The 8,455-nt window shown below is 43.5% G+C and carries 4 protein-coding genes and 1 tRNA gene; 4 read left to right on the top strand and 1 reads right to left on the bottom strand.

Annotated features, from left to right (window positions below):
* Positions 1-184: 184 nt before the first annotated feature.
* From QXD64_07875 to QXD64_07865, 3 genes are all read left to right on the top strand, one after another.
* On the top strand, positions 185-808 hold the full coding sequence (locus QXD64_07875; GenBank protein ID MEM3397226.1) for a hypothetical protein: 624 nt from the start codon (positions 185-187) through the stop codon (positions 806-808).
* 17 nt (positions 809-825) lie between these two features.
* Positions 826-928, top strand: a tRNA-Ala gene (locus QXD64_07870).
* Positions 929-1,495: 567 nt separating this feature from the next.
* On the top strand, positions 1,496-1,735 hold the full coding sequence (locus QXD64_07865) for a hypothetical protein (protein MEM3397225.1): 240 nt from the start codon (positions 1,496-1,498) through the stop codon (positions 1,733-1,735).
* 203 nt (positions 1,736-1,938) lie between these two features.
* Here the strand turns inward: QXD64_07865 and QXD64_07860 are convergent, their stop codons facing one another.
* Positions 1,939-3,153 (bottom strand): proteasome-activating nucleotidase, encoded by a 1,215-nt coding sequence (locus tag QXD64_07860; GenBank protein ID MEM3397224.1) that lies wholly within the window; start codon positions 3,151-3,153, stop codon positions 1,939-1,941.
* A gap of 159 nt (positions 3,154-3,312) precedes the next feature.
* On the opposite strand from QXD64_07860, the gene QXD64_07855 reads away from it, so the two are divergent.
* Positions 3,313-8,439 (top strand): hypothetical protein, encoded by a 5,127-nt coding sequence (locus tag QXD64_07855; protein MEM3397223.1) that lies wholly within the window; start codon positions 3,313-3,315, stop codon positions 8,437-8,439.
* The last annotated feature ends 16 nt before the right edge of the window (positions 8,440-8,455 follow it).

Here is an 8,455-nt window from a genome sequence, read left to right as displayed (position 1 = left end):
CGATATATTTTTTTAGTTCGGACGATATATGGACTTGTTGTGTTGACATTCCATCCCCTCTGGTTGATTTTAGAGCGGGGATGGATTTTTTTCTATTCAAACTTTCTATGAACTTTCCGAAGTCATGCACCCTGAAAAAGGTTTATAAGTGTGAACATTATTGGGGAGCATAGGGTTGAGAACTATGGTCAAAGCAGAACAGAAAACCCAAAATCCGTCGGACTGGTTCCGAGAACTGGAAGAGGAACTTGAAAAGAAGACAGAGGAAATCATCCAGACAAGTGGGGAAGAAAGAAGCAGAAAGATGGAATTGAACAGAACCCTGGTGCATGATTTCATGCTCATCTGGGACAAATTTAACGATATTCATATACACATCACGATGGATCCTCCGCATAATCTATATGCTACATTCAAGAACTATCCGAAGGACTGGGAATTCAAGCCAGATTTTGATTTCGCTACAATAAACACTATCCAGCTAGTTGACAAAACTCAGGCACAGGGCAGAGTCGGAGACGGGATTAAATTTACATACTACACCGATGAAAAAGGGGTGCTCCACCTGAGAGGAGTGTTTGAATACTGCGAGGGCGAGAACTACTATAAATATTCTGGTTGGAAACGCATTTTCAATGTCCATGTCCTATATGATGCACCAGTGACTAAAGTGGACATTGATAGGATTCACCAGATTCTGGCAGATGTGGTTAAGTCCTGGTATGAATCCCATCTTAAGAAGAACCGAGATATACTTCTAGCCCACATCAAGAACACCTACGAAAAGGGTGAAACATACACCCAGTAATTTCATTATCAACGGGTGGGCCCATAGATCAGCGGAAGATCGCTTGCTTCGCAAGCAAGAGGTCGCGGGTTCAAATGGTATTTTGAAATCTCAAACTACCTGAAATTCCCGCTGGGTCCACTCAGAATTTTAGTTTCCAGATTTTTATTCTTTCTAAGAAAATGTTCGTAACCATACCCTCTCAAATCCAGATTCCGCCCATTGGGTTGCTTGAGCACAATTGATTTATCCTCCGTAACTCTTCCTATCCTTGTTACAGGGAACTTCTTTCTTTTACATTTCTTCTCAAATTCATCCTTAAAACTGCTGGCAATTGTGAAGAGAATCTCGTAGTCGCCACCGTAAAATATGAAGTCGCTCAATTCCATACCGAATTTATTGGCGATTCTTGGAGCATCAGGATAAACTGGAAACTTTTCATCCCAAAGAATCTGGAATCCAACATTGTTAAGTTCGCCGAGCTGGCAAAGAGAAGCTGCTAAACCGTCGGAAGTGTCAATTGTGCTTGTAACATAACCAAACCGCGCAATTTGTCTCGCTAATGTGATTCTGGGTGTGATTTCAAGTAATTCTTTAGTAGCATTTTTTTGCTCGTAGCCATGCTGAAGCTTCACGAATGCAGTGCCTCCTCTGCCTACCGTTCCTGTTATATAAACTGCATCGCCTGGCTTTGCACCCTTCCTCCGCATGAGCATTGAACTATGTACCCTTCCGATGCCAACACCTGCAATTGTAAGGGAATCTCCTTCTTTTGTATCTCCGCCGATGACCGTAGTTCCGTACATTCCTGCACAGTCAGCCATTCCCCTTGCAACTTCCATTACAAAGTCCAGGTTTGTATCTTTAGGATATGTTGTAGCAAAGAGCAAGCCCCTCGGCTCGCCTCCTTTTGCAGCAATATCACTCAGATTCACAGCACAAGCATAGTATCCAATCTGCCATGGAGTAGCGGTAAAGGGTATGTGTTCCTTCTGATTTATTGTGTCTGTGGTAAAAAGCATGAAATAACGGCCACCTACTGGTATAATAGCACAGTCATCCTCTATTGCACTTTCACCAAAAATCTCGCCAAGTTTCCTAATTATTCCCCTTTCTCCCACCTTCTCAAGTTTCATAGTCCACCAGCTATGTTATACGAACATCCCAGTTGGTGCCTTGGTCTGCTTTTTACCCCTTCCAAGCACTTTAGTGATTGCTTTTTCAAAATCCTCTGGTACTACATGGTCCCGCTCGGCCCTTATAGCAAACATTCCCGCCTCTGTACAAATTGCTTTGATGTCTGCACCAGTGCAGTTTTCAGTTCTTCTAGCAAGTTCTTCAACAGAAATTTCGCCGACAACATTCAAGGGTTTGATGTGAATCTTAAAAATCGAGATTCTTGCCTCAAGATTGGGCATCGGGATTGTAATGATTCTATCAAATCTACCAGGTCTGAGAAGGGCCTCATCAAGAATGTCTGGACGGTTAGTTGCTGCTAAAATCTTTACATTAGAAAGTGGGTTGAAACCGTCCATTTCAGCTAGTAATTGCATCAGTGTTCTTTGAACCTCTCTGTCTCCAGACGTAGACACATCAAGTCGTTTTGCACCAATCGCATCTAGCTCATCGATGAATACTATAGAAGGTGCTTTCAACTTGCTCAGTTCAAAAAGTTCGCGAACGAGTCGTGCCCCCTCTCCAATGTACTTTTGTACGAGCTCAGAACCGACAAGGCGAATGAATGTCGCGCTTGTCTGCCTTGCAATTGCCTTTGCAATTAGGGTTTTACCAGTACCTGGTGGTCCTACAAGTAATACACCTTTTGGTGGCTGGATTCCTACCTTTTTGTAAAGTTCTGGCTTCAAAAGAGGAAATTCTATTGCTTCTCTCACTTCCTGAATTTGTTCATCGAGCCCACCTATATCAGCATAGCTCTCCTGTGGTTTCTCGATTATCTCTGCCCCCATCACAATTGGGTCTAGAGAGGGCGGCAGTACATTCATTACAGCGAGGGTTTGCTTATTCAAAGCAACTCTTGCACCCGCTTTGAGTTCTGTCTGGGGAATGGCCTCGCTCACGTTCACCACAAAATCGGGACCAGTAGAACTTTTCACCACAACCCTTCCGTCTGCAAGCACATCTCTTATCTGCCCTATGATCAACGGAGGAAACCTCAACCTATCTATCTCAACTTTAAGACGCCTCAGTTCTCTCTGAAGACGAACCACCTCATTTTCCAGGTACCTCTTCTCGTTTTCAATTCTCCGCAATTCCTCTGTTAATCTTGAATTTTGGATTTCCAGAAGATGAAGACGGGCATTTTCATAGGTCTCGTTATTTTTCGCTTCTTGTGCTTCTTCAGTCAATTTCGCACCCCTTTCTGTGCTGTGTACACTATTAACCTATCAGTATTTATTATTTTCTGAAGGTATAGGTGAGAGGTTGATGTAGATGGTGCGTGCTAAAGATTAATTTGCTTCGGCAAGTTTTATTAACTCCGTTTTTATTACATAACTGGTGAGCGAATGAAACAGTTCACTGTTGCAATTGTAGCGGTGTGTTTGTTGATGAATGCTATAGCAGTGAGTCATGGAAACGCAGAAGAAAAAGCTGGGACGCCCTGGTGGAACCCTGCTTACGGAAAACGAGTTCAGATTAACATTACAAATCCTACACTTTCTGATTACAACCAGCAATTTGTGGAATTCTTGCTGAATACCACGCTTATAACCTACCCATCAATGCTACCTTCTGGTGATGATATTGCAGTTGTAGATGCAAACGGTAACTTGATGAATTTCACTATACTTTCATGGTCTCCAAGTGAGTGTTATGTAGGCGTTGAAGTCACAATTCCTGCTGGGCAAACAATTCCGGTCTGGGTATACTACAATAGCACAGCGCCTCTTTCTATCGGGCTTAAAAACAATGCTAACTTTTTTTCAGAACCATGGAGCAACACAACAGACCTGAATAGCTGGCAGACCTCCACAACGAATGGCACATTTACAGTGGAATCGCCAAACTCTAAACTCTCATATCTAAACCAGACGCTCCAGACAGAAAATGCCTCACAAATTTACTACTCAATTGCAGCTCTCAATGTTTCTCAGAACATGAGTTCCCTCGTATGGGAATTAAATGCTACAATTCCGGATAACAGTTTTATCTCGCTCAACCTCAACTTCAGTGATGGAACTGTGCTCCGCTACCTCTGCCTGACAAGCGGAAACTATACAGATGCTGACATTTACAATGGCACGGGCATGGTCTTCTACAAAAATCTTACTGGCACTTCAGTGCAGCATGAGGGAATTAACTTTCTCAGTTTCAAAGTTGCAAACCTGAGCCAGGATGTGGAAGCTGCAGGCATTCTTGCAAATCTTTCACAAATTTCAATTGAATTTGCAACCACAGATAACAGCAGCATAGCTTATAGCGTGCTCTGGAACGCTATTTATGGGTGTGTTAAAAGAGAAACGGCTGGAATTGATTACAGTCCAGAAGAAAATATTGCAGGGCCTTTGCTTGCTGTTTTTATTCCCGAGGACACAATCTCCGTTGCTGGAGACACTCTCGTGTTTGCTGGCTCCTGGGCTCCAGTTTACTCAAATGTTTCAAAAATTGAGGTAATCTCAGATACAACAACCAGTGCTGTGCTCCTCCCGGAAGGGCTCTGGTACGCATTCATAAATATCTCTAGCTACCTTTTTGGGCCCCATCAATTTGAGGTGAGGGCCACCGATGAAACTGGGGTGAGCACAAGCACATTCTTAAATGTGACCAGAGTAAGTGCCACACCTCCTTCAATTTCAATCGACTATCCTGCAAATAACACAAAGGTAAATGGGACGGAAAATTGCACAGGGACATTCGCAAATGCAAACAGCGTAAGGGTGAAGGTAAATGCAGGTACCTGGGGAAATGCAAACATGAACACAACTGCCTGGTGGTATTCCTATAACTTCTCGCAACTGCCTCACGGAAAATACTTCCTGATTGCTAGGGCCTCAACTACCACCAGTGTGATAAGATATGCTATTGCTCTTGTGAACCACAGCGTTGCTCCCACAATTCTGAACTTCAATGTGGTGCCTGTTTCCCAGGTCTCTGACAATGACACATTTTCCTGCTGGACAAATATAACTTCTCCGATTGGTTTCACACCTTATCTTCAGTATGCACTCAATCCCAGCTTTACCTCTTTGACTGAACTTCCAATGAGCCATCCAAGTGGAAACACATACTTTGCTCAACTGACAGAAAAGTTCAACACTCTCACCACGGTTTATTTTAGAGTAAAAGCTGTGGACAGTGAGAACTATGTGAAATACTCCAGCACAATCCAGAGAACTATAGATACTTCCTATGCCACTGGTAACATCCAGCTTTTCCATTCCTCTGACATTTCGCTTGGAAATACAATTCTCGTAAATTCCTCCACAATTTTAAACACATTTGGCTCCCAGGTAATAAATGGGACTGCTTTCACTGTCTGGGCAGACCATGGAAACATAAATTATGTTGCAGGACCTAGCCAGATTACATCAACTAACGGAAAAATTTCATTCTTTTACACGGGCACGAGTGTAGGTGCGGACTCAATTCATGTGCAAGCAGTCGTGGGTAATGCAACTGGCACAAGCACAATCAATGTTCATGCTCAACCGACAATTGCAAGTTATACTCCTTCCACAAATCTTTCGGTGCCTTCAGCCACAATAAGTGTTACATTTACAAACCCCATGAACAACACTACAATAACCCAGTCAAACATCACCACAACCCACGGAACAATTTCCAACATCACAATAGTCAACCAGACAAACATAAACCTTGAGATTAACCAACTCAATTACAACCGCTCCTTCAACATCGGCTTCAACCTAAAGGATGTTTTTGGTGGGGTGTTGAACCAGCAAATTCAGGTTTCAACTGCATCCATTGCAGGCAACATTGTTTTGATTCCACAAGCATGGAATGTTGATGCAAATTCTAGCGTTGCAGTTAATAGTTCAATTATCTATGATACAGCTGGAAACATAATTCAGGATGGAATTGGTTTTTATGTGAGCACAGACCTGGGCTGGATAAACGCTATAGGCAATCGAAATGCTACGGTTTTTACTTCCAGTGGTAGAATCAGTTTCACAATCATCGGTGAGAATCTTCTCGGGACTGCAAACATAAGTGTCATGGTTAATTCTTCACTTGGCAATGCTGCAGGAACAATTCAGGTGCATTTCGTAGACCTAGTTGCACCAATGGAACCAAAGAATCTAGCCGTATCTCCCACAACCTGGACAAAGGACAATTCCTTTACATTTACATGGGAGAACCCAGATAGTTTGACCCCAATCACAAGAGCTTACTACAAATTCGGAACTTCTCCAACCGGCAATTCTGACTACGATGGCTATGAAGAAGGCCAGAACATAACCACAATGACAATCTCTCTACCTTCCCAGGGTATCTGGGATGTATATATCTGGCTTGGAGATGCTGCAAACAACACTGACTACACAAAGAATGTTCAAGTGACGGTTTATCTGGATACATCTGGACCCCACATCAACAGTATTGATGTGCCGTCACTAACAGCCAGCCAGCAGATTACCGCTACAATCAATGCCATGGACACGCTTTCTGGTATCGCTGGTTATTACTGGCGAGTTTACAGAAACGGGAGCACACCCCCTGGATACACATATTCAACAACAAACACATGCCAGGTAACATTCAGTGTTGAAGGCAGCTACACTTTTGAATGCTACGCTGTGGATAATGTGGGAATTGCCTCTGGTGTTGCATCTGCCTCTGTGCTTTACGACACTGAAAAACCCTATGGCAACATCACAATTTCAGGTAAACCATTTACTGGGAATAGGCAACTTATAATCTGGCTTAACGCATCAGATAATGTTTCGGGTGTAGAAAAGATGATGCTCAGCATTAACGACCCGGGATTTGGTAATTCAACCTGGATTGATTATGCTGCTACACATACCACATTTCTCTCTGGGAATGATGGAACCTACCGAATCTATGTGAAGTTCAGGGACTTTGTGGGTCACGAAAGCAATTCCTATTATGACGAAATTGTTCTAGATACCACGCCACCACAAAACTGCAGCTTGATGATCGACAACGGTGCAAAATACACAAACAAGACGAGTGTTAATCTGTCGGTGCAGGCAGCAGATGCACTGAGTGGTGTGAGTGGTTTCTACCTGAGCTGGGTTGAAAGTGAAAATGGCACATGGTACTCGTTTACACAGAACTTAACAGCCACGCTTTCAAACACCACTCAAGGGCTGCACACACTCTACCTCAAAATCTGTGATAACGCAGGGAATTTTGTAAAATTGAATGCTTCAATTTACTATGACACCACGCTCCCAATCTGCACAATGACTACACCTCAATACACAAATTCAACTACTGTGACCTTGAGCCTTACTGCAAGTGATAACATAGGCATAGTCAAATTCGTCCGTCTCACTGAGCAGCAGGATGTAATTGATAATATTCCCTGGCAGAATTTTTCGTCTGAGCTTCAATTCATTATTTCAGAAGGTGATGGAGAGAAAACAATCTATGCTCAGGTATGCACAGACCTCGGAGAGGTCTCAGAGATTACCATGGCAAGTGTAACTCTGGATACACGAGTTCCCATCCTCACAATTCTCGGACTTGACGCCTCTAATTCGCTCACACTCACAGAAAACACCACCCATAACCTAACCTGGAACGCCTATGATAACAACGGAATTGTGGAAACAACCATCTTCATTAACTCAAGCGATGGGAGTGGCTGGGAGGAACTTGCAAAGGTGAACCAGAGCTACTATCAACTGGATTTCCAGGATAATGCGACTTACAGGGTTAAGGTGCAGGTGAAAGACCCTGCTGGGAATATCAAGGAGAAGGAATTTCAGGTTGCGGTGAACATCAACTACCCACCATTCTTTGTGGATGCATCAATACCGTCTGAATTTCTCACTGATACAGTTTACCAGTTCTATGCAAATTTCAGCGATGTGAAGAACGAGTCCCTCACATACACATGGTATCTAAATGGAGAGGTCATAGGGAGTGGTAACCCAATAGAACACCTATTCAAGAGCGCTGGAACCTACACTTTGAAGGTTGCAGTTACGGATGGGAAGTACACCGTGGAGAAAACCTGGGAAATCAGTGTAAGCCAGAAAGTTGTTCCAAAAGGAATTGGTGATTTCCTACCCTGGCTTCTACCAATTGCTCTTATTGCTGTATTTGTGGTTGTGGTTATCGTGCTGATGAAAAGGCGAAAGAAGGAACCAGTGCAAACACCGCCTCCAGAAGGAGAAGGTGCGGTGGCTGCAGAGTCGCCTGGCATAACTGAGGAAGTGGGACCCTCCGAAGGCGAATCACCGGAGGTTGAAGAAGAAGAGCGAGCAGAATACGGCATTACTCCTGAGCTTGAAAAGAAGATTAAGGCGTATGTGAAGCAGAACCCCGGTGTTTACCTCACAAAGCTTGCTGCCGATTTCGCTGCAGAGTATGGAATGCGAGAAGTGGATGTGATGACGGCTGTACAGATGATGGAGGTCGATGGAAACTTAACAATTCAGGTTGATGATGAGGGTAGAACAAGGGTGTATCCACCGTAGAAAATCAAAGATTAAT

Source organism: Thermoplasmata archaeon (genome assembly GCA_038874435.1).
Lineage (GTDB): Archaea > Thermoplasmatota > Thermoplasmata > Lutacidiplasmatales > SKW197 > SKW197.
The sequence above is the reverse complement of the archived record's forward strand: the minus strand, read 5'-3'. Positions and strand labels throughout refer to the sequence as shown.